General features: G+C 58.4%; 30 protein-coding genes. 18 read left to right on the forward strand and 12 right to left on the reverse strand.

Annotation, left to right across the window (positions count from 1 at the left end; all coding sequences use genetic code 11):
- The first annotated feature begins 120 nt into the window (after nt 1-120).
- The 5 genes from YA0848_RS22055 to YA0848_RS22075 all read left to right on the forward strand — a co-directional run bounded on the left by YA0848_RS22055 (nt 121) and on the right by YA0848_RS22075 (nt 2,049).
- Nucleotides 121-324, forward strand: coding sequence for a hypothetical protein (locus YA0848_RS22055; protein WP_065327476.1), 204 nt, complete (start codon nt 121-123; stop codon nt 322-324).
- Nucleotides 325-411: 87 nt separating this feature from the next.
- Nucleotides 412-819: a hypothetical protein gene (locus tag YA0848_RS22060; protein ID WP_065327475.1), complete on the forward strand. Its 408-nt coding sequence runs from the start codon at nt 412-414 to the stop codon at nt 817-819.
- A gap of 24 nt (nt 820-843) precedes the next feature.
- Nucleotides 844-1,485 carry a hypothetical protein gene (locus YA0848_RS36135; RefSeq protein WP_232925156.1) on the forward strand — a complete coding sequence of 214 codons (642 nt, stop codon included), beginning with the start codon at nt 844-846 and terminating at the stop codon, nt 1,483-1,485.
- 38 nt (nt 1,486-1,523) lie between these two features.
- A complete protein-coding gene (locus YA0848_RS22070; protein ID WP_176707245.1) occupies nt 1,524-1,700 on the forward strand; it encodes a hypothetical protein in 177 nt (58 codons plus the stop codon).
- 16 nt (nt 1,701-1,716) lie between these two features.
- Nucleotides 1,717-2,049 carry a hypothetical protein gene (locus YA0848_RS22075; protein WP_065327474.1) on the forward strand — a complete coding sequence of 111 codons (333 nt, stop codon included), beginning with the start codon at nt 1,717-1,719 and terminating at the stop codon, nt 2,047-2,049.
- 494 nt (nt 2,050-2,543) lie between these two features.
- Here the strand turns inward: YA0848_RS22075 and YA0848_RS22080 are convergent, their stop codons facing one another.
- The 10 genes from YA0848_RS22080 to YA0848_RS22125 all read right to left on the reverse strand — a co-directional run bounded on the left by YA0848_RS22080 (nt 2,544) and on the right by YA0848_RS22125 (nt 7,008).
- On the reverse strand, nt 2,544-3,155 hold the full coding sequence (locus tag YA0848_RS22080; RefSeq protein ID WP_065327472.1) for a hypothetical protein: 612 nt from the start codon (nt 3,153-3,155) through the stop codon (nt 2,544-2,546).
- 165 nt (nt 3,156-3,320) lie between these two features.
- Nucleotides 3,321-3,866, reverse strand: a complete 546-nt coding sequence (locus YA0848_RS22085) for a hypothetical protein (RefSeq protein WP_065327471.1) — start codon at nt 3,864-3,866, stop codon at nt 3,321-3,323.
- Between the two features lie 2 nt (nt 3,867-3,868).
- The gene (locus tag YA0848_RS22090) at nt 3,869-4,189 is read right to left on the reverse strand and encodes a hypothetical protein (RefSeq protein ID WP_086250770.1); all 321 of its coding nucleotides are present in this window, start codon (nt 4,187-4,189) and stop codon (nt 3,869-3,871) included.
- Between the two features lie 268 nt (nt 4,190-4,457).
- A complete protein-coding gene (locus tag YA0848_RS22095) occupies nt 4,458-4,745 on the reverse strand; it encodes a hypothetical protein (protein ID WP_198731427.1) in 288 nt (95 codons plus the stop codon).
- A gap of 18 nt (nt 4,746-4,763) precedes the next feature.
- The gene (locus YA0848_RS22100) at nt 4,764-4,928 is read right to left on the reverse strand and encodes a hypothetical protein (RefSeq protein ID WP_176707244.1); all 165 of its coding nucleotides are present in this window, start codon (nt 4,926-4,928) and stop codon (nt 4,764-4,766) included.
- 90 nt (nt 4,929-5,018) lie between these two features.
- The gene (locus YA0848_RS22105; protein WP_065327469.1) at nt 5,019-5,405 is read right to left on the reverse strand and encodes a hypothetical protein; all 387 of its coding nucleotides are present in this window, start codon (nt 5,403-5,405) and stop codon (nt 5,019-5,021) included.
- Nucleotides 5,406-5,639: 234 nt separating this feature from the next.
- Nucleotides 5,640-5,849: a hypothetical protein gene (locus YA0848_RS22110; protein ID WP_065278581.1), complete on the reverse strand. Its 210-nt coding sequence runs from the start codon at nt 5,847-5,849 to the stop codon at nt 5,640-5,642.
- 35 nt (nt 5,850-5,884) lie between these two features.
- Nucleotides 5,885-6,307: a type II toxin-antitoxin system VapC family toxin gene (locus tag YA0848_RS22115; RefSeq protein ID WP_065327467.1), complete on the reverse strand. Its 423-nt coding sequence runs from the start codon at nt 6,305-6,307 to the stop codon at nt 5,885-5,887.
- A complete protein-coding gene (locus tag YA0848_RS22120; RefSeq protein ID WP_065278579.1) occupies nt 6,307-6,558 on the reverse strand; it encodes a type II toxin-antitoxin system Phd/YefM family antitoxin in 252 nt (83 codons plus the stop codon). Before YA0848_RS22120 ends, YA0848_RS22115 begins: the two co-directional genes overlap by 1 nt.
- A gap of 75 nt (nt 6,559-6,633) precedes the next feature.
- Nucleotides 6,634-7,008, reverse strand: a complete 375-nt coding sequence (locus YA0848_RS22125; protein ID WP_065327466.1) for a hypothetical protein — start codon at nt 7,006-7,008, stop codon at nt 6,634-6,636.
- A 147-nt stretch (nt 7,009-7,155) separates the two neighbouring features.
- Here YA0848_RS22125 and YA0848_RS22130 point away from each other — a divergent pair, with 147 nt between their 5' ends.
- From YA0848_RS22130 to YA0848_RS22160, 7 genes are all read left to right on the forward strand, one after another.
- A complete protein-coding gene (locus YA0848_RS22130; protein ID WP_198731428.1) occupies nt 7,156-7,524 on the forward strand; it encodes a hypothetical protein in 369 nt (122 codons plus the stop codon).
- Nucleotides 7,525-7,648: 124 nt separating this feature from the next.
- Nucleotides 7,649-8,215, forward strand: coding sequence for a hypothetical protein (locus YA0848_RS22135; RefSeq protein WP_065327464.1), 567 nt, complete (start codon nt 7,649-7,651; stop codon nt 8,213-8,215).
- A gap of 65 nt (nt 8,216-8,280) precedes the next feature.
- Nucleotides 8,281-8,496, forward strand: a complete 216-nt coding sequence (locus YA0848_RS22140) for a hypothetical protein (protein ID WP_065327463.1) — start codon at nt 8,281-8,283, stop codon at nt 8,494-8,496.
- Between the two features lie 102 nt (nt 8,497-8,598).
- A complete protein-coding gene (locus tag YA0848_RS22145; protein WP_141678421.1) occupies nt 8,599-9,162 on the forward strand; it encodes a hypothetical protein in 564 nt (187 codons plus the stop codon).
- 40 nt (nt 9,163-9,202) lie between these two features.
- Entirely contained in the window at nt 9,203-9,481 is a 279-nt protein-coding gene (locus tag YA0848_RS22150) for a hypothetical protein (RefSeq protein ID WP_086250771.1), read from the forward strand.
- 154 nt (nt 9,482-9,635) lie between these two features.
- Complete coding sequence (locus tag YA0848_RS22155; protein WP_176707243.1) at nt 9,636-9,794, forward strand: hypothetical protein; 159 nt, start codon at nt 9,636-9,638, stop codon at nt 9,792-9,794.
- Nucleotides 9,795-9,818: 24 nt separating this feature from the next.
- Complete coding sequence (locus YA0848_RS22160) at nt 9,819-10,016, forward strand: hypothetical protein (RefSeq protein WP_065327461.1); 198 nt, start codon at nt 9,819-9,821, stop codon at nt 10,014-10,016.
- Between the two features lie 64 nt (nt 10,017-10,080).
- On the opposite strand, the gene YA0848_RS22165 is transcribed toward YA0848_RS22160, so the two are convergent.
- Entirely contained in the window at nt 10,081-10,728 is a 648-nt protein-coding gene (locus tag YA0848_RS22165; RefSeq protein ID WP_065327460.1) for a hypothetical protein, read from the reverse strand.
- Nucleotides 10,729-11,275: 547 nt separating this feature from the next.
- Nucleotides 11,276-12,463: a hypothetical protein gene (locus tag YA0848_RS22170; protein ID WP_065327459.1), complete on the reverse strand. Its 1,188-nt coding sequence runs from the start codon at nt 12,461-12,463 to the stop codon at nt 11,276-11,278.
- A gap of 113 nt (nt 12,464-12,576) precedes the next feature.
- On the opposite strand from YA0848_RS22170, the gene YA0848_RS22175 reads away from it, so the two are divergent.
- The 6 genes from YA0848_RS22175 (at nt 12,577) to YA0848_RS36715 (ending at nt 16,394) form a co-directional block, all read left to right on the forward strand.
- On the forward strand, nt 12,577-13,086 hold the full coding sequence (locus YA0848_RS22175) for a DUF6998 domain-containing protein (protein ID WP_232925157.1): 510 nt from the start codon (nt 12,577-12,579) through the stop codon (nt 13,084-13,086).
- 58 nt (nt 13,087-13,144) lie between these two features.
- Entirely contained in the window at nt 13,145-13,543 is a 399-nt protein-coding gene (locus tag YA0848_RS22180; RefSeq protein ID WP_065327458.1) for a GNAT family N-acetyltransferase, read from the forward strand.
- A gap of 81 nt (nt 13,544-13,624) precedes the next feature.
- Nucleotides 13,625-14,311 carry a hypothetical protein gene (locus tag YA0848_RS22185; RefSeq protein ID WP_232925158.1) on the forward strand — a complete coding sequence of 229 codons (687 nt, stop codon included), beginning with the start codon at nt 13,625-13,627 and terminating at the stop codon, nt 14,309-14,311.
- A gap of 167 nt (nt 14,312-14,478) precedes the next feature.
- Nucleotides 14,479-14,739 carry a hypothetical protein gene (locus YA0848_RS22190; RefSeq protein ID WP_065327456.1) on the forward strand — a complete coding sequence of 87 codons (261 nt, stop codon included), beginning with the start codon at nt 14,479-14,481 and terminating at the stop codon, nt 14,737-14,739.
- 507 nt (nt 14,740-15,246) lie between these two features.
- Nucleotides 15,247-15,891 carry an Abi family protein gene (locus tag YA0848_RS22195; protein WP_065327741.1) on the forward strand — a complete coding sequence of 215 codons (645 nt, stop codon included), beginning with the start codon at nt 15,247-15,249 and terminating at the stop codon, nt 15,889-15,891.
- A complete protein-coding gene (locus YA0848_RS36715) occupies nt 15,876-16,394 on the forward strand; it encodes a DUF6283 family protein (RefSeq protein ID WP_368034189.1) in 519 nt (172 codons plus the stop codon). Before YA0848_RS22195 ends, YA0848_RS36715 begins: the two co-directional genes overlap by 16 nt.
- Nucleotides 16,395-16,496 lie beyond the last annotated feature (102 nt).

Here is a 16,496-nt window from a genome sequence, read left to right on the forward strand (position 1 = left end):
ACGAAACCCGGGGCGATTCATGGTGCACGAGTGCTCGTTTTTCAGAACCTTTGAGTCCATGAACAGCGCTGGCATCAATTGCTGGGCAAATAACCCTGCCCTAAACAAGGGGATGAACGCATGAGCGGGTTCAAATCGCTGCTGACCGCATACCTTGCAGCACACCCGGATTTTCTGCCGCCGGCAGATGCTGGCGAGGAGGTTGCGTTCGAACGTGACGGCCTTGAGTGGAAGGTATCGGTGCGTAACGGGGGTGAGAACTTCGTTGTTACCGTTGATTGTGAAGATCTACTGGGTTGGCTTTGGCTCCAGCAGGCTGGGTGAAACGGCGCAGAGCATCTATTGCAACAATCTGATCAACCCATACCTGCTGAGTGTTCACTACCTGCAGGTCAAACATCGAGGATGCACATGAAGAATTTCCTTTTCAGCCTTGCAGTCCTGGCTTTCTTGGCGGGTTGCGACGCCGTGAACGAGGCAGCCACCAAGGTGATCCAGGAAAGCGGCCCCATGACCCTGGTTTTCCACCCTGGGTACAAGATGCTGGTCGACGGCAAACCATCCCCCATCTTCGGTACAGACGAGTGCCCCAAGGCTGATCCCTTCATGAAGGCGTTCTTTGGCCCAGATCCGGACGAGGGTGATAAATCCTGTGTGGTGGTTGCTCCTGAGACCAAATCGGTTGAGGTGCTGATCAGCAGCGCTGGCCGCCCGGTTAAGGAGACCTGGACTGTCGAGCGGAACAAGGATCTGACCACGCTTCGCCGGGCTGACGGCAGCTATGTCCTAGATGCCAATGAGCCACCGGCCGTCTGGTGAACCACATTCGCGAAGGAGCTTACCATGGGCATTCGCCTTGAGCTGTTGTGCATCAACTCGGAAGATCCAAGCACCGATGACTGCTACACCATCAACGAAAAGGGTGTTGGCGTTACAGCTGACGACTCCCAAGCCGATGTTTCCCGGCAGTACAAACTGCTGCAGGAGATGGCCCATAGGCACGGCTGGCGCTGGACAAAGCTCGCCCAGGGCCCTAAGGGATGGCTCTGCCCCAGCTGTGTCAAACTGTACGAAGAGCAGACCGGGCACGCACTGTCTGAGCCTGAGTCCAATTCCCAGAATGGGGTCATGACCGTCCCGCTTTCTACTGGCGAAATGGCACAGGTGGTCAAGCGTATGCACGACATGGGCTTAAGTGTCGAGTCGATCGCCGTGAAAACAGGAATGGCTCTCCGGAAGATCTGTCATCTGCTTGCTCTGGCCTGCCTGCCGCCAGAAGTATTTGAACTGTACAAGCGTGGTGAGGTGGCCGGTTCGATTGCTCTGAGACTGGTTTGCGTCTTGGGTGGAGATAAGGCCTCTGAACTCCTGAGAGAGCTACTTGAGAAGCATGGGGCTGTTGGCTTTTCTGATCATGGCGAGCGCCTTATAGCCGAGCTGACAAAGCGCATTGGCGTGACTCTGCCGCCTGAGGTTGCCGATTAAGATACAGCTACATTGACTCACGATAGGTAAGAATTGCGATGCTCAAGGCCCTCCCGCCCCAGGATGTGGACGACACTGAGAAGTACCCGGTGATCATAACCTTCGACAATGGCTCGGTATGGCTGAAGCGCCGCGGCAAGCCGACCAAGAAAGTTACAGCATGGTGGTGGGCTGGCATCGCAGCGATGCTCCTCATCCTGTTCAACCCGTTTTAGTTCAAGGAAAACGTAGATGGAACGTATCACCCTTCAGGGAGAGCCGATCGCAATGGACCCAGTTCAAGCAGGCCGGACTGCCCCAGAGTACCTGGTGGATTTTCTTGAGCAGCTTGGTGAAGTGTCGCTCGACAGCGAACAGCGGCAGGCTCTGCATGCTGTTGTTGAAGACCTGCCGGAAGGCGCGTCCTTGCGCGATCTGATTGAAGCGCTGAAGGCCAAGGAAGCAGCTGAGCTGGGCATCAGCCTGGAGCAGTACGAAGCACTCACCCCGTTGTTCCGAGCCCTCCAGGCTATGCAGGAGAAAGGCAATTTTTCGCACCTCTTTACCGATGGCTCGGACAAGTAATCGCCTGGGATCGGAATCACCCTCTTCCATGGCCAATACTATGACCCAGCCCAGCGACGAGCCCCCTCTCGCGGAAGGCCATTGGCTGCCGACAGCTACGGTGGCGAATACCAGCACCGGCGCCATTAGCTGGCAAGGAATCCCCAGGCGGGCCTATTCCGCAATGGTCGGGGCAAAGTGCGTCGGGAAGGTCCGCTATTACCCCGCCCATAAGCATTGGCGAGCCACGCTTGAGGGCTGGGTCTGGATCGTTACACCCGAAATGGGTGCCGCCCGCTTCAGGCTCAAGGAAACACCCGTCAAGCACTTCAAGTCCAGAGCAGAGGCCCAGTCGGCCATCGAGCGGGCCTGGGCCCTACCCCGGCATCCAGCCTAAGCGCTGCCATCTGCTGACAACCGAAGTACCTTCGACCAGCAGCCTCACCTCCCCATACAACAAAAAGCCCGCAGTTAAGCGGGCTTTTTAGCTGTTAGTGTCCATACAGCTCCGGACATTACTCATCGAGCTCCGGACGTAGCGCTTGCAGCTCCGGACGTTTGGTGAGGGCAACGACAACCATCGCGGACACGACGTCACTGCAGCAATCGCAGCTGTGCGCACCTGGTGAGGCTGCCCCCTCCTCCGCTGATCGCCACCGGCCGCATTCAACCGACTTCAGGTCATCCAGATCCAGCATGCCGTGGAGGTTTACCAGGTGGTCCAGGATGTCCTCAACCGGCGCCTTCTCCATCCAGGACTCCAGATCCACCTGGTGCTGGTGCATGACCTGCTCATTCGTCATTGGCAGGGCTCGGCTTCCGAGAGCTGGGCGGAGCGTCTTGAGCTCAGGCCGCGGCCCCAGCCCGATCGTCATCCAGGCAAGGACGAAGTCATTGCATTTCTCACAGTGGTGAGCCGCTCCCCACTTGTCCCCGCGAGACCGATACCAGCGGCCGCAGGGGATCGTATCGAGGTCACCTGCCTCCAGCTTTCCCCCATGCAGGGCAGCAAGGTACCGCAGGATGTCTTCTGCAGGAGCTTCCTGTATCCAGGACTCCAGCATCTCGTAGTGTGCAAATTTTCGCTGCGAAAGGATGGCAGGGCGTGGGATGGCTTGGGTCGTCATAGAACTATCCAGGGGAGAAGAACTAGGCCGAGTATGCGGCCGTGGCAGGCAGGGCTAATGCCCCAACTGCTCCCTGGATAGGGATTCTTTCCGCTCCGGTGCAAGATGCCGGAGCCGGCTGAGAGAACGAAGGATCTTCGTCCAATGCGTGGCGGGGCCGCCAGTCTAGATCTTGATGTGCCCGCCCTTGATCTGCTCGAGCACGCGCTGCTTCATTGCCCCGTGAAGGCGGTTCAGTACCACCCCCAGCAGATCTTTCTTGGCCAGCTCCTGTTGAGCCAGGAACAGGTTCTTGCGGCCAGGCTCCTCGGCGATGTTTGCAGCTGTACGCTCCTCGAGCTCTACCAACGCTTCATGCAGCGCCAGCAGCGTCGCATCGAATGGATCCACACCAGGAACCACCCGCTTCTTGTTGGCCAGCAACCAGGCACGCTCAGCCTCGGTGAAGCGCTGATCCTCAATGATCGCGCGGAAGTCCTCTTCCTTCGGAGCAATCGGGAATGGCTGAGGGCAGATTCGGCGGCTCGCCACGTCATCAACGATTTGCTCGAGGTCTTTCGATGAGCACGAGGGACACAACCGGAGCCCGCCGATGCCGCGGGCCTGGCGGCGCTCCTCGGATGAGGCTGAAAGGTAAAAATCGACGCAGCACTGGGGGAAACCGAACAGCTTCGCCAGCACCTGGTCAGCAAACTCTGGTGTCGTGGTCATGGTCAGCAGCCGAAAGCACGTTCTGCAGCGACTTCAGCGGCCATTTCGGCATCCAGCTGCGCATTGATGCGCGCCTCACGGCGCTCCAGGACCAGCTGGCGCTTCTCGCCAAAGGACATGGCTGCCACATTCGGGACCTTCACACGACCCAGGCCATCGCACTCTGTACAAGGCACGTCGTAGGCACCAGTCATGTAGGCCTGCTGCTCGTCGACGTGCATGTCGTGCCACTCACTGGAGGTGAAGCCATTCGAAAACGCGGGGTTATCGACAGTGCTTTCGCCGTCGCAGCAGGGGCAGATAATCCATTTGTGCTTCTTCATGGCGTTGTCCTTCGGTTTCATCTAGGCCAAGTTTCCCACTGACCTTCTGAAGAGCAAACCAGCGCAACCATCCGCTAGCCACCCTGTTGGAACTGGCCCCTCATCAGGGGCTCAATAGACCATTCCTGACCAGCTGCACTGCAGCATCATTACCTCGTCGCCAGGCTAACACCTGGCAACCATTGAGGGAGCCGGAACCCGTAAGGGCCGGAAGTCGCAAATCTTCGTCTCCATAGGTGAAGCTCCTAGACTGGGACTCCCTCAATGCTTATCTACCCTCTGGTGCTGCGACAGTGCCCTGAGCTACGCCTGTAGCCTCTCGAAACGCCTTCAAGCCTTCTTCTGTCATCACGCATACCCACTTGCCAAGCTTTGGGTACGGCATGGCCCAGCCTTTTCGATATAGCGCCCGGATTGCTGGGATGTGTTGGCGCCCAGTGATGATTTCCGGATGTTCCGGACTGAACTGTTCCAGGTCGTACGGCAACCAGGCCAACGGGTAATTTCTCGCCAGGAAGCGCATTACCGTCAGCTGGGCAGGTGTGGGCTTGCTCACCGGTGACCGCCTTATTTTTCAGGCAAGCGACGCTTTGGACTTACTGGCCAGCCATGCCTGGCGCTTCGCCAGAGCATCACCGCCGACAACAAGAGCCTCCCACCGATATCCCGAACGCTGCGCCCATGCGGCAGTGCAGGAACCTTCCAGGATCATCTGTTCGATGGTTACGGGCTTTTCCATTCGTTCATTCCTCGCCGGCGGCGCCGGTTCACGTGTGGGCTCCAACATAGCGGCGCCGGATCTAACAGCGGCCGTCGGGCAGCACTATGGTCAATGTTCGACTTTCTCAGGCTCCGCCTTGGCCGCATACCAAGGCTCGTAGTAGCTCATTGGGAGGATCTCAATGCTCGCTGGCTCGCCGGTCTTTGCGGAAATGCGCTGCACTGCCTTGAACACGATGTCGACAGCCAGGTGGTGCGCCTTGCGCATGCCGTCTGGTGTCGTCGGCAGCCCGGTGTCATGAATCATCCAGTAAGTGCCGACGATGTTGCCCCGGATGATCAGCAGGCATGTTGCCCTCCTGGGGTGGACATCAACCTCAATCTTCAGGTACCCGGCGAAGGTCTCCTTACCCAGCCGTTTCCGGTTGGCCTGGATGTCTTCATGCTCTTTCACCAGAGCATTGATGAAGCGGGTTTTCGTCAGTCGATCGTCCATACGCCACGTCCACTTTGCGAGCCTTCAACAGGGGAGGTTCCGCCCTTTGGTAACTGACCCTCTTAGAGGGTCCAACTCAGCTTCCCAGGACGCCCGATGTTGGCAAACTTGCCACATCGCCGGGCTCACGCCTGGTGATCATTGAGGGAGCCGGTACCCGTAAGGGCCGGAAAGCATTCGCATCTCATTCACGGGAAGCCTCGGGCTTAAGGACTCCCTCAATGTCTTTCCCACCTACTCGACCAACTCCAGGTTGCCGGCCATCGCGTTGTCGATGCATTCGCGCTTGGTGCTCCCCTCGGCGATGTAATAGCCACCTACGGCTTTAAGCCCAGCGGCCTCTGCCGCCATCGGGCCCATCCAGATTCGAAGATAGCCCTCTCCAAACTCAGGTTCTTTCAGCAGCACCCAATCCAGGCGCTCGATGTCGGTATGTTCTGCCATCGTTTGAACTGCCATTTCTCAGTTATGAGCCCGTTTCAAGGCTGATTCCACGGGTTGATAATCGGCACACCAGTGAACTCGAAGTCCCGCACATTCCGCGTCACGACTGACATGCCGTGAACTAGCGCAGTAGCGGCGATGAGTGCATCACGCTCACTTCGTGGATCAGGGACATGAAGCTGTGCGCACCGGCGAGCTACAGAGGTGTCGACTGCCAGGATGCGGCCAGCGAAGCCAGGGAGGACATGCTGGTCCAGCCACGAGCGAAGAATCGCACCCTGAGCCACATCTTTTCGCTCGCACTGCAGCACGCCTTGCTCGATCTCCAGCACGGATATGGCTGAGATGTAGAGCTCTCCCGCCTGCACACCCTGGGCCCATGCAATGACCCCAGCGTCTGCCCTGCCCTGCTTAGCCTTCCGGAGCTCAGAGACAATGTTGGTATCCAGCAAATACATCAGCTGAGATCCACCGGCTTGGACTGAATCACCACGCGAGGAGGCTCAAACTCAACCTCACCACCCTCAGGCATCGCCAGAATGTCGATGATACTGGGCTGGGTACTGGTCAACCGCTGGTACTCCTCAATGCTGAGCAGCACATGCGCGGGCTTGCCGCGATCAGTAATGAACACCGGGCCGCTCAGCGCAGCCTTTTTGGCTCCGCTGGTGTCTTGGTTGAACTCGCGACTGGATACGGTAGTAGTCATGCTCCTGCCCTCACGCACTCAATGTAGCCATGTTACTACATTCGACCTCGGCTTCAAGCAGGGCCACCATAGGCATCAGGCGCCGGCTTCGTCCTTAGCATGCTCTAGGACACACGCCATCAAGTAGGTGACCCCATCCGGGATGTGCGAGAAGGAGGCACTTTTGTTGGCCGGGACCATCCAGCGCTTGGTCGCTGCCGCAATGGCGTCCGGAAGACTTTGTCCTTCGTGAAGGAAGTTACCCACCTCGTCTGCAAAGTAACGTCCGTCTTTGCTGTCGAGGAAAGCACGCACGACCTCACCTGGCTGTTTGGTTGCCTCAGTGATGAGGCCCATAGCCAACACCCAGGCATCTGGCGCTTTAACCTCTGGGTTCTCTGAGTCCGAAATGGTCCCCCAGAAACCCCATTGCGGATTTTCGGTCGGGAGGACTTCGTTATCGGTCGACATGGTTCAGCACCTGGGTTGTGGGTTCTTGATGTTGAGGATGTTCGCACGCCAGCTCTGAACTGCAACTATGGCGGCCCTACTCCCACCTTGCGCTTTCGACGGCTCCGCTAACCTGGCTCCACTGAGAAACAGTATGGGTAACGAGACATGCATAGCGAGAAAGCGGGTGCAGCCACAGCTGCAAATTCAGCATCTGGCGTGACCGAAGAACAGGCGGAAGTAGTGGCGTACATGTTCATCAAGCCGGACGGCAAACTCATGATGGACGCGGTTCGCCACAAGCCGTCTCAGCCAGCTGAAGCAGTTATGACCGTCAAACAGCACAAGCGCATCGTCGCCACCCAGACTGAATCCCTCCGCTCCCAGGTGGTCGAGCTCAGATCGCTTATTGTGGACATCGGCGTGGATAAGGGCGCCTTGAGCATCAGCGCCAGGCTTATCGAACGCATGGAGGCTGCCTTGCTGGTTCCGATCCCTCGTTTGTCCCAGACTGGAACTGCTCAAGAGCACGCATGAGGCAACGCCTCTCACCTGATCTTGAGGTAATTCCGCGCGCTTCTACGGATTTTGAGCTTGCGCTTCTACGGCCTTCGGGAAAATGGCACTCAGATCGCCACTGACGGCAACTGAGGACATCCCCATGCAAACTACCGTTGAAGCCACCCAGGCTCTGAAAGACTCCGGCTTCAAGTTTCCTCACGAGCTGGGGCTGTTCCGTCATCCCATGCTGAACGACGAGGGCAACACTGTTGACCCTGTCACCCTCGGCTTCACCATCATCGGCACCGGCGGCGGGTGCGAAGCCCTGGAGCTCGCGGTGGGCGAGTTCCTCATCTGGATCACCGCGGATGACGGCTGCTCCACACCTGCTGAAGCGGAATGGGCAGAAAGCCTGATCGGCATCTATCGCGCTGCCGATCGGGAAGAGGTTGCGATGCTCACCGGCCTGCAATGGCTGGAGGTGGTGGGCTCGTTGGTCAACTCCATCCCCACTGACCAGGATTTGGACAACAAGACCCTCGCCGAGCTCTCGGCCTGGTACGTCGATCGCGTGGGTTACGATCCACTGAAGGATGATCCGGACCTCGACCCTGACACCTTCCGTGCTGACTGCAAGGAATATGCGCTGATCGAGCGCTGCGGCGGCCTCGATAGCGACGCCTACCGGATGATCGAAGCGAGCCGGCAAGACTCGAACGACCAATAAAGACATCAGGCATTGCGCCGGCCGGCTCTCAACGGGGGAGCCGCATAGCTCAAGGGAATCGCGTTATGAAAAAGACTCGCATGGTCGAGATCGAAGAAACTTTCTGCGACATCTGTGGGGAGAAGTGCGGCAACCACACGGTCTTCACCGACGCTAATGGGCATGAGCAGCATGGCTGCCATGAGTACAACGAAAAGCTGGGCAAGCTCTGTCGCGACGTGCTGAACGACCAGATTGTCGCTGCAGCCATCGCCCGTCGGCACAAAACCGCAGAAAACTAACGTCTCAAGGTTGTGCTTTTGTGGCCTGTGAGAGAATGCAGGCATATGGAGGGAATGCCCCGGCAACCCTCCTCTCCCCAATACTGTGAGGACTCCATCGCTATGGATATCAACGCCCAACTCGACGCTGCCGGCCTTCAAGTAGTCAGCGGGAACATGCGCCTTCAAGCAGCGCTGAGCGCAGGGATTGCCGTCGAAGCTACAGACGACCAGGGCAACCATTTCCGCATTTCTCTCCAGGGGGCACAGGTGAGCGTCGAAAAGCTGGAGAAGCCGAGCAGCCAGGGGCTCGCCTCTGTGCTTGTGAGAAGTATCCAGGGCGGCACCAATGCCACTGAAGTACCGCAGATTCCCGTCAGCTCTCTAACGCCGTGCCCGGCCAGCGCCCGGCTGAACACGTTCTCCTTCAGGGCTGAGGGGGAGAATGATGTCGTGCAGTTCTTGGCAGCCGCAGAGGCTCATGGCTTAACCGTCCAAGGCAACGGCACTGTGCGCCCCGACGCCGATGGCCTACCAGACGTCGACGTCGAGATCCAAACCAGCGCGACCCTCGAGCAGCTACAGGACGTCCTGCGCAATCTGGAAGATTCCCACGTGATGCTCCAGACCCTGCGCCAGCTCCCCCTGGATATCAACTCACTCGAGCGGGACTACGACCTGCACTGATCGCTGATCAGACGCCCAAGCGAACTGTTACGGAAGAAACATGGCCACCACGACTCCTACCCAGAAAGCTACCGACAACTGGACGCCGATTTACACCCGTTGGCGTCATGGCGGCTGGTACGTGCGGAACACCATCTATCCAGGCGGCTCTAGTGGCTGCGTCAGCCGCAACTACGAAGACGGCAAGTGGCGAATCGTCTGCGATAGCCGCCGGAAGAACCTGCACGAGGAGGGCGATTTCACGTATCCCACTCGGGATGCTGCTGCTCGAGCAGAACGGGATCTGGTGGCCCAGGGCGTCATTGGTGCTACCCGATAGATCATTGGCTGCAGCACCAGCACTCCGAAGCTCTGCCTCTCAAAGGCCTGCTCTACGCGGGCCCACTTCCGAAGCGCTTGGATACTTGCAGATCCTGCCACGCCTGGATAATGGATCTCAGCAGTTACTCAACCTACTGATGAGGCCCCACCCCATGAACAGTGCTACCCGCGCGCAATCCGATCAGTCCCTTCTTGGCTTCGCCCTCAAAGTGAACGAGTTCAGCCGCTGCAAGGTGTATGACTTCGCGGATGGCTCGTTCCTGACTGTTTGGGATAGCGGCCGCACCGAAGTGAACGCAGTAAATCCGTAAAGACATCAACAGGGACGCACCAACATGCTGATCGAGTTGAGCGAATCTGAAGTGTGTTTTATCAGACAAGCTGCAAGGGAGTACCGGACCGTAGCTCCCGAGCATGTCGCCGCGGATCCTGGAAAGCTTGAGCGCTGGCGAGAAGAGCGCGAGCTCTACGAATCGGATCGAATGAGTGTCGACCGTAAAATGACCGACGTTTTAGCGGCAACCGTAGGGTAATCCCAAGCAAGTTCCTGAGAAGTCTATACCGCCAGCAGTCGCTGGCGGTCTCGTTTCCAATCGACTATGGCCTGCGGACACCCTTGACCATGTTCTTCGCGGCCTGTTTGGAAATTCCGAGTTGTTGAGCGACCGCCTCTAAAGCCCTGTCATCCATCATCTTCTTGAACTCGGGCGAAAGGTTCTCCAACGCTTGCCCGATGTTCTCGAGAAGAGGACGCACCATCTGCAGTCCATGAAGGCCTCTGGCGCCTCCATACTGCACTGCCATGGTGGTAACCATGGCCACAGCACCGAATGGCGACAAGCCAATCCCTTCAAGCTCTTCGAATATCAGGCTGACTGAATGTTGAGCCTTGCGCATGGACTCGGGGCTGAGCTTCATATCGCTGTCAAAATGCGCTTTCGTATGAGAGAGGGGCGAATAGTCCATGGCTATTTGAGACGCGATGACATTCGAACGAATCGCTATCAGCGCCCCCTCTTCCGACATTGCCCGATCAGCAATTAACTCATCCGTCGCGTCTGGATAGTTCTCTTTTATCTGCTTTACGGCGGTTGCCGAGAGCTTGGCCGGATAGAGGTCGTGCAAGATTGCCAACGATGCGAGACACATCCCCAAAGCTGCCTCGACTGGGTTTTCATCCACGATGTCCTCGACGCGCTCCAATATTTCCTCTTTCAACACAGTTGCTTCTGGCAAACCAAACATTTGGGGATCCTCGCTTTCCCTGGCTATGCGGTGCGCATAGAGACAAGCCGATACTAGTCCAACGATAAGCATGGCACTTGCGCTTTATCGGATCCGTGGAGAATAGCTTTCAAAGGGGGCAACAAGGGCAGCAAGCCCACCAGGCTCCCGACCAGATCCTAGACGTTCAGAAGGCGGCAGCGGCCATAACAGCTGGGCCAAGGCGAGAGCCGAAGGCCTGGACGCACCGAAAGGTGCCGACGCGGGGTGAGCAGAGTGTGCCCCGGACCTTGAGCTAAACCGGTCCATAAAACAGCTGCAGGTACTGATGGCTCCGCGGTTAGAACTACTTCCAGCAATGGGGGCACAGGCTAACCACCTCCACCGCCTCTGGCGGTCCTTCCTGGGAACAGGAAGTCTCCCTGGTAAGGGAGAGGGGCCAGGCGATACCCGCTGCCAGCGTAACTGGCACAGAATCCCCAAGCCCGGCCTAGTGCCGGGCTTTCTGTTTTCCCGCAGAAAAGCGCCTGCGCCAGCTAGGGCTGTGCCAGGCTGCGACTCAAGCCCATCACTGGCTTTCGGTCAGTACTTCTCCAGAAGGACCTTCTGGCACTCTGGTGTAGGTCTTACCGGCCAGGACCCTCCGGACCTGGTCAGCGTTCTTCGCCCCTACCCTGGCCATGATTTCATCTGCAGGAACACCTCCCTGCCCCAGGCTACGGATCAGCATGACTTGTTCAACGGAAAGGCGCCCTTCCGGCCCGCAGATGACCTTCATGGCGTATTCCGGGTCATTCCACTGCTCAGCCACCCAAGGCGCTGGCAGGCCCTTCCTGGGATGCTCTCGCAGCCAGGCCTCCAGCGTGCGCTCCACCTCTTCTGGCCAGGGAACCACGTTCTTCCCTAGGATGCGGTGCTTGTGGAGGTATTCGATGCCCGCCTTGCCGCCAGGGATCATGTTCAGCAGGCGCTGATCATCCCAGTGGCCAGCTACAAACACCTCCTCGAGGTCCTGCAGCTCATCCAGCGTGCTGGCGACGCCCATCACCTTGTGATGCACATAGGTGAGCTGTTGAGCCTCCTGGCGCTCCCGGTAGGCCCGGTGGAACTTGAGCGGCGATCCGCGGTTGATGGCAGCCCGGTGCTCTCCCCAGCGCTTCTGCCAGTCCCTGCTGGTGATCCCGACGTAGAACAGGCCATCTATAGGGTATTCGTGGCCGGCGCCGAAGATGTGCTGGTACAGAGTGAACCGATGGCGCAGGAAACGCTTAGCCGTTGGCGCGAGGATCATCGCGAGCGGGATGGAGAACAGCTGCGCCGGTGTAGCCGCGGTGTTCGCCTCTTGCGTGAGCGCCTGCATGATGCCGTTGCCCCCGCTGGCCGGCTCCCGGAGCATCTGCCTCGCAACCTTGACGTCATGCGCAGCTGTGAGCTTCGGATCCGTCACCACCTCCAGCTGCAGCAAGGGCTGCATTGCCAACTCTTCCACCGGGCCGGACTCACTCACCAGCCTATGGCCTGGCCTAACCTGCTGCGGCTGACCGGGGAAGTAGCTCCACTGACCGTTGCGCTGCAGCGCCACCAGGTGGATCACCGGGAAGTAGAGCCCTCCCCGAAAGACAGCAAGGGGGTTGCTGATTAGGGCTTTGTACCCAGGATGCTCGCGCGAGATGGTCTCTAGGGCTTCGTCAAAAGCCCGGTAGTGCTTGAAAATCTCCTTTGGAGCGAATCGTCTCAGGGCATCCTTGTCGAGCATTGCATCACCTGTTGCCAGCAGCCTGGAGAGAAAGCCCCCGAGATTAGCCTATCCAGGGGCGAAGACGGGTTATCGTAGCTCCGCCACACTCAGCCGGCACCAGGAGACCGACGATGCATGACACCGCAGCACAGAGCGATATCCCCAATGAAGAGCTTGACCCGGTCATGGCGTTGCTCCACCAGGCCAAGCTGCTGGCGCGGCAGTACTACGAGCTGACGACCAAACCGCTCGGTGTCACAGGTGAAATCGCTGAGTACGAGGCTGCCCGCATCCTGGGCCTCACCTTGCACCCGGCACGGACAGCCGGCTATGACGCCACCGAGGTGCGCGACGGAAAACCCTACAAGATCCAGATCAAGGGCCGGTGCATCACCAAGCAAAATACCCGCAGCGCCGGCCGGCTTGGTTCGATCAACCTCAAGCAGGAGTTCGACGGGGTGATGCTGGTGCTGCTCGACCACGAATTCAACGCTTTCGCGATCTACGAGGCTCCCCGCAGCCTGTGCGAGGAGATGATCATGGCCGAAGGCTCGGTAGCGAGAAACGTGAGGGGCTCTTTGGCCATCAGCCAGTTCAAATCGCGCGGCACGCTCCGCTGGTCACGCCCACAGCACGGATAAGCCCCCTGCCCCTGGGCATCCCCTTCGACCAATATTTCTTCTGAGGTAAAGCCCTCCAATGACCGAACTGTTCACAGCCGAAGACGGCCTTTGCTACAGCATCACGATCGACGACGACGGGCAAGAAATCACCATCGAACGCGATGGTAAGAAGGTGGGCTCCATCAGCCTGGATTTCCATAGCGGTGAGTCCTGGGACAACAGCCCCGACCGGTACCACATCACAGACCTGTCGCTTGAGCAGTGCAAAGGGAAAGGCATTGGTCAGCGCTGCCTGGAGCTCCACATCGAAGAGTTCGGGATGAAGCTCACCGCTGGCGTGGCTGGCAGGGGGGAAGCACCGGACGGCAGCCAACTCATCCGCGATGGCATTGGGTTTATCAAGCGCATGCGCGAAAAGGGGATCGTCTGCCCCTCTGAGTTCGATTTTGATCGCCCAGAGTGGGACGAAGACTGACAAAGCGGACTGACAGGGCGAGTTGCTTATCTGTGGCGAATGGTACGGTGTAGCCATCCGCAACAAGGGATTTAGGTGATCGTGCAGTCAGGCCTTTCCATTGTCGGTGCCATCCCGATCAGAGCAGCTGTCCTGGAGCACCGGTTTGCCCTAGAAGGGCTTGCAGCCATTGCAGTTGCCAGCGAAGAAGAGGACCCGCGCAAGCGGGTAATTGGCACATCTAACCAGTCTGATGTCGTCGAGCTGTACGGCTGGGCCCAGGACATAACCCGTCACCGCGACAACTCTGGGTGGATCTATGGTGTCTGCCTCAATCCAGGTAGAACGCGCCTATTCGCTACTGATGAGCGAACTCCAACCCCTGGGGAGACGCTTGAGGTTGAGCTGTCGGCCGGTACGGTGTTCCGCCTGGACGATTACTTTACCCACTGGACTCAAGACAGCGGCCCGCGCCTGGCGGCATTCATCGGCCCCTTTGCGCAGCCCTGCGACGGTCTGGCATTGGCCAAGCTTCGGAATGCCATTGAGCAGCTCGCTGAGGGCGTATACAGCCTGGCCCCAAGAGTATCTGGAGGTTTTCGGGTGCTGCTAGCCGATGAGTGCTGGGCAACGCACGACTATGAATCCCGCAGCCTGATGCTATTGGCAGATGCGAAAGCCTCCAATGCGGACATCCTCTGCTGCGCGGAGTGCGATAAGCCTGCAGCTATCATCGACCATTACTGGCCCTACGAGCAGTCTGCCAACCGCTGCTACGACTGCAAGTAGAGCTTTCAGGCCGGCTCTGCTGCCGCTATTGGTCCACGACGGGGTTCCGAATTACCGGCCTGGGCTCGTCTTGGGAATGTACTTTGTCGCTACTGACACCGGCAGACAGGCAACCCGCGCTAGGCCCTGGATATCTGCAACACACCGGAATTCTGGAGAACACACGAATGAAGATACTGACCAGTGCGCTGATTTTCTTTGGAACTGCAGTTGCTTTTGCCTTGGCCGCGAGCTTCGTTGCCATCACACCAAGCACCAGGGCAATGGCATTCATGGCGGGCGCTTTGGTGGGGATTGGCCTTGTTGCAATTGACCACAACCACACCGTCGGCTCCGCAGCCAGTGAAGCCGCTGATTCCCCTCGCGAAAGATTACTGCCAGGACTGCTTCGTTCGCTGAAAGTCATTTTCGTTGGGACGAAATCCTAGGAATCACCCAATTGAGAAACTTCGACCCGCAAATCAGCGATGCTTGGCCCTGCTGGCGATCCGCTTTCTTCTCTTTGATGCCCTCTTGTCGAGCACATTCGCCGCTGAATCAAGTGCCCGAGCAAGCCAGTAAAGCGGCCAATGCAGCAGCATGCTGATACGTTCGGCGCGATAGCTCAGCTTAATCACATCGTTGGCGAGTCTTCGAAGATTCAAATTGGCTTCCGATGGTTTGCTTCAGGCTTGAGCGGTTGAGAGGATGGTGCAGATAGGCGATGATCGCCCGCCAGCGCTTCCGGTCGACCTGTCACTCCGTGATGACAATCACCCAGAAACGACAAACCCGCCACTTGGGCGGGTTTATCTGAATTGGTGGCGCCCGATTTCTCGGATGCCATGCTACGAACCTAGCGTCATCACCGGTATGGTGTTCGGGAGAGGACAACCCCTAGGGCGGCCCGATCATCATACTCACATACTCATTTTTGATCAACTTGTCCGCACCTCATGAACTGGAACGAACTGGAAAGGCACTTCTCTACGGCACGGCTTGGCCGCTTCAGCGTCGCCCGGAATGGCGACAAGACCCGCGCAGCTTCGGACTACACGCATAACATCCTGCTGGCCGAAGCGATGATGCCGATGCTCAATATCCTTGAGATCTCGCTTCGAAACGGCATCCATCGCAGCCTGACCGCCAAGTACGGCCGGGCCGACTGGTGGGCGGCCTGGTCCCAGGATCCAGCCTACGCCTGGCAGACAAGAGAGGTGCAAAGCGCGATCGGCAAGCTGACCCGGCGAAAGGAACAGCAGCACCCTGACAAAATCGTCGCCGAGCTGACCTTCGGCTTCTGGGTGTCACTCTTCAACAGCCAGTACCAGCTCTCCCTCTGGAAGAACCTGCGCCTGGTCTTCGGGCAGTGCCCCAAGCCCACCCGGCAGCGCCACAACATCTCCACAGCGCTCAACCAGATCCGCGACCTTCGCAACCGCGTATTCCACCACGAGCCCCTGCTCTGGCTCTCTCCTGACCTCCAGACCCAGCATGCAGTAGGTGTCCAGATCCTCGGCTGGATTGACCCGGCCCTGACCAACTGGCTTGGCCAGCGCGATCGCCTCCCCGGTCACTGGCAGGGATGGCTGGCTTCGTAGCTGGCATTTCTACCAGCAGGCCTTGCGCCTTCCGGGACTGTGAGAAAATCCTGGCATCGTGTGGGTCTCGGCGTCATGCCGGCACCCAGCCACACACAAACTCGGAAGAAACCGCCGTGAGCTCCACTGACGATTTTCCTCGTATCGCAGCCCCCTGCCCTGGTTGTCCGTGGCGGGTGGGGAAGGATGCGACAGACATTCCCCATTTCTCTATGGCCAAGGCTGAGTCGCTTGCCAAGACCAGCCCCTGCGAAAAAGGCTATGGCCCCTCTTTCACAGACGACATGTTTGCCTGTCACCAGTCGAAGGTAGGTGAAGAATTTGCTTGTGCCGGCTGGCTCGCGTCAGTAGGCCACGCGCATCCGCGCGTTCGCCTGGCCCTCATGCAAGGACGTCTACCTGAATCAGCCCTGGCACCGGGCAAAGACTGGCCAGAGTTGCACTCGACCTTCCAGGAGGTCATCGAGAAGCTCCGGGCGACAGCGCCTGAATCGCATAGCTGATCACTACCGATCAGCACCAGCACAAGGGTCAGTTCTGACCTTGCATCTTCTGGATGCATGAGAAAATGCCGGCATTGAGACTGAAACCTGAACCGAGGGTGT

The organism is Pseudomonas sp. S4_EA_1b (assembly GCF_016307435.1).
GTDB lineage: Bacteria > Pseudomonadota > Gammaproteobacteria > Pseudomonadales > Pseudomonadaceae > Aquipseudomonas > Aquipseudomonas rhodesiae.

Excerpts from the sequence above, each read along its gene's own strand:
- YA0848_RS22135 (WP_065327464.1), top strand. The coding sequence starts at position 7,649 with ATGCAAACTACCGTTGAAGCCACCCAGGCTCTGAAAGACTCCGGCTTC.
- YA0848_RS22145 (WP_141678421.1), top strand. The coding sequence starts at position 8,599 with ATGGATATCAACGCCCAACTCGACGCTGCCGGCCTTCAAGTAGTCAGC.
- YA0848_RS22160 (WP_065327461.1), top strand. The coding sequence starts at position 9,819 with ATGCTGATCGAGTTGAGCGAATCTGAAGTGTGTTTTATCAGACAAGCT.
- YA0848_RS22055 (WP_065327476.1), top strand. The coding sequence starts at position 121 with ATGAGCGGGTTCAAATCGCTGCTGACCGCATACCTTGCAGCACACCCG.
- YA0848_RS22180 (WP_065327458.1), top strand. The coding sequence starts at position 13,145 with ATGACCGAACTGTTCACAGCCGAAGACGGCCTTTGCTACAGCATCACG.
- YA0848_RS22195 (WP_065327741.1), top strand. The coding sequence starts at position 15,247 with ATGAACTGGAACGAACTGGAAAGGCACTTCTCTACGGCACGGCTTGGC.
- YA0848_RS22120 (WP_065278579.1), bottom strand. The coding sequence starts at position 6,558 with ATGACTACTACCGTATCCAGTCGCGAGTTCAACCAAGACACCAGCGGA.
- YA0848_RS22190 (WP_065327456.1), top strand. The coding sequence starts at position 14,479 with ATGAAGATACTGACCAGTGCGCTGATTTTCTTTGGAACTGCAGTTGCT.
- YA0848_RS36715 (WP_368034189.1), top strand. The coding sequence starts at position 15,876 with ATGGCTGGCTTCGTAGCTGGCATTTCTACCAGCAGGCCTTGCGCCTTC.
- YA0848_RS22170 (WP_065327459.1), bottom strand. The coding sequence starts at position 12,463 with ATGCTCGACAAGGATGCCCTGAGACGATTCGCTCCAAAGGAGATTTTC.
- YA0848_RS22175 (WP_232925157.1), top strand. The coding sequence starts at position 12,577 with ATGCATGACACCGCAGCACAGAGCGATATCCCCAATGAAGAGCTTGAC.
- YA0848_RS22150 (WP_086250771.1), top strand. The coding sequence starts at position 9,203 with ATGGCCACCACGACTCCTACCCAGAAAGCTACCGACAACTGGACGCCG.
- YA0848_RS22110 (WP_065278581.1), bottom strand. The coding sequence starts at position 5,849 with ATGGCAGAACATACCGACATCGAGCGCCTGGATTGGGTGCTGCTGAAA.
- YA0848_RS22140 (WP_065327463.1), top strand. The coding sequence starts at position 8,281 with ATGAAAAAGACTCGCATGGTCGAGATCGAAGAAACTTTCTGCGACATC.
- YA0848_RS22125 (WP_065327466.1), bottom strand. The coding sequence starts at position 7,008 with ATGTCGACCGATAACGAAGTCCTCCCGACCGAAAATCCGCAATGGGGT.
- YA0848_RS22105 (WP_065327469.1), bottom strand. The coding sequence starts at position 5,405 with ATGGACGATCGACTGACGAAAACCCGCTTCATCAATGCTCTGGTGAAA.
- YA0848_RS22115 (WP_065327467.1), bottom strand. The coding sequence starts at position 6,307 with ATGTATTTGCTGGATACCAACATTGTCTCTGAGCTCCGGAAGGCTAAG.
- YA0848_RS22100 (WP_176707244.1), bottom strand. The coding sequence starts at position 4,928 with ATGGAAAAGCCCGTAACCATCGAACAGATGATCCTGGAAGGTTCCTGC.
- YA0848_RS22155 (WP_176707243.1), top strand. The coding sequence starts at position 9,636 with ATGAACAGTGCTACCCGCGCGCAATCCGATCAGTCCCTTCTTGGCTTC.
- YA0848_RS36135 (WP_232925156.1), top strand. The coding sequence starts at position 844 with ATGGGCATTCGCCTTGAGCTGTTGTGCATCAACTCGGAAGATCCAAGC.
- YA0848_RS22090 (WP_086250770.1), bottom strand. The coding sequence starts at position 4,189 with ATGAAGAAGCACAAATGGATTATCTGCCCCTGCTGCGACGGCGAAAGC.
- YA0848_RS22085 (WP_065327471.1), bottom strand. The coding sequence starts at position 3,866 with ATGACCACGACACCAGAGTTTGCTGACCAGGTGCTGGCGAAGCTGTTC.
- YA0848_RS22080 (WP_065327472.1), bottom strand. The coding sequence starts at position 3,155 with ATGACGACCCAAGCCATCCCACGCCCTGCCATCCTTTCGCAGCGAAAA.
- YA0848_RS22070 (WP_176707245.1), top strand. The coding sequence starts at position 1,524 with ATGCTCAAGGCCCTCCCGCCCCAGGATGTGGACGACACTGAGAAGTAC.
- YA0848_RS22165 (WP_065327460.1), bottom strand. The coding sequence starts at position 10,728 with ATGTTTGGTTTGCCAGAAGCAACTGTGTTGAAAGAGGAAATATTGGAG.
- YA0848_RS22060 (WP_065327475.1), top strand. The coding sequence starts at position 412 with ATGAAGAATTTCCTTTTCAGCCTTGCAGTCCTGGCTTTCTTGGCGGGT.
- YA0848_RS22075 (WP_065327474.1), top strand. The coding sequence starts at position 1,717 with ATGGAACGTATCACCCTTCAGGGAGAGCCGATCGCAATGGACCCAGTT.
- YA0848_RS22130 (WP_198731428.1), top strand. The coding sequence starts at position 7,156 with ATGCATAGCGAGAAAGCGGGTGCAGCCACAGCTGCAAATTCAGCATCT.